Genomic DNA, 1,588 nt, shown 5'->3' with positions numbered 1-1,588 from the left:
GCCGTGGGGCGCCCGGCCTTTACCGTGGTGCTGGCCCGCCGTCTGCTGCCTCCGCCCCCGTCGGGCTGTCTGGCCTGCAAGACCGAAAGCAACGAAAAAACCAACTGGGGCGCTGCCCTGCGCAAGGCGTGGCGGCGCTTTACCCGCCGCCTGCCCAAGCTCGTCTACTTTACCGCGCCCGTCTACGTGCTTATGTATCTGCTGCAGCAGTTCGGCTACTTTGCCTTGATCGAGCAGTGGCTTTCACAGCATATGGCATGGCTTTCCTTCTTGAAGCCGCAGGCCATGGGCATTATTGTACTGCATCTGGCGGCGGAACTGGGCGCGGCTCTGGGCGCGGCAGGCAGCGTATTGCAGACCGGCGGCCTTTCCGGCCGCGATGTGGTGCTGGCCCTTATGGTGGGCAACATTCTGTCCACGCCCATGCGTGCCATACGCCATCAGTTGCCGTCCTATTCAGGATTTTTCCGTCCGGCGCTGGCCCTGCGGCTCATTCTGGCAAACCAGGGGCTGCGTGCAGCCAGCATGACGGTTGTAACAGCTCTCTACTACTATGTCGGGGCCTGACCCCGAACTGTGCGGCAGCTATGCAGACGGACACACTGATGGAACAGAGCCCCCATGAAGGCATGGAGCTTGCGGAGGCCCAGGAAAACTTCGGCATGGGCATTATCTGCGCCCAGCAGGTTTTTGCCCACTTTTCCGAGCGTTTCGGGCTGTCTCCGGACGATGCCATGCGCGCCGCGTCCTGCTTCGGTTCCGGCATGGGGCAAGCCGCCACCTGCGGCTGTGTGACCGGAGCACTCATGGCCCTTGGCATGGCGCATGGCTGCGCCGGGCCATGCTCACGCGAACGCAAGGGAAATCTCTATTCCCGCCGCGATGCCTTCATGACGGCCTTCGTCAGGGCTCACGGCAGCCTGCTGTGCCGGGAAATACTGGGACACGACCTGACCATTCCGCAGGAGCGCGCCCTTATTATGGAAAAAGGCCTTTTTACCACTGTGTGCGCCCCGCTGGTCTGTGCTGCCTGCGACCTGCTGGAAGAATACCTTTAGATGCAATGTCTAGAACCGTTAACGAATGAAATGAGTTAACTGCTCTGCAAGGATTTTCTTGAAAATCCTTGCCACTAAATGCGAGAAGGCAGGCTTTTGCCTGCCGTAAGCGAGCATTTCAAGTGTTAAATGCTCTAAAGGCGTTCCAACACCCGCCCGCGCAAGCGACTTTCACGCCGCCGCCAATGCGGCACGCCTGCGCATGCAGGCAACGGTGAGGACGCATGACAAGCTTTGCAACCAGTCATCTTTACAGATAAAACGCTCACGCTTACGGCCACAAGGAGTTTTCATGACAGACGCATCCGCAAAACCGCAAGACGAAATCCGCCGCTACGAACGCGCACCGGTGGAAATTCCCGCCCATTGCCAGGTTGTCAAACCCGAGCATACGGGCGCGCGCATCGTTGTGCTTTTGCAGCCGGAAGAAAAGCGCCTCTCCCTGCCCCGGCCCAAAACCTCGCGCCAGTTGCTTGCGGCGCTGGGCCTTGCGGAAGAAACCGCCCTGGTGGCCCGTGAGGGCCAGTTGC

General features: G+C 60.2%; 2 protein-coding genes and 1 pseudogene. All 3 read left to right on the top strand.

Going from position 1 to position 1,588, the window contains the following annotated elements:
• A pseudogene (locus V6C16_RS12855) lies at nt 1–567 on the top strand (hypothetical protein); the annotation flags it as partial.
• A 38-nt stretch (nt 568–605) separates the two neighbouring features.
• Complete coding sequence (locus V6C16_RS12850; RefSeq protein ID WP_333534305.1) at nt 606–1,058, top strand: C-GCAxxG-C-C family protein; 453 nt, start codon at nt 606–608, stop codon at nt 1,056–1,058.
• Nucleotides 1,059–1,350: 292 nt separating this feature from the next.
• Nucleotides 1,351–1,588 (top strand): hypothetical protein (locus V6C16_RS12845; RefSeq protein ID WP_333543398.1); only part of this gene is annotated, 238 nt, incomplete at its 3' end.

Source organism: Desulfovibrio sp. 1188_IL3213 (assembly GCF_036763145.1).
In the GTDB taxonomy this organism is placed as follows: Bacteria; Desulfobacterota; Desulfovibrionia; order Desulfovibrionales; family Desulfovibrionaceae; genus Desulfovibrio.
Note: the sequence above shows the minus strand (reverse complement) of the source record. Positions and strands in the feature narration are given on the sequence as shown.

Excerpts from the sequence above, each read along its gene's own strand:
- V6C16_RS12850 (WP_333534305.1), top strand. The coding sequence starts at position 606 with ATGGAACAGAGCCCCCATGAAGGCATGGAGCTTGCGGAGGCCCAGGAA.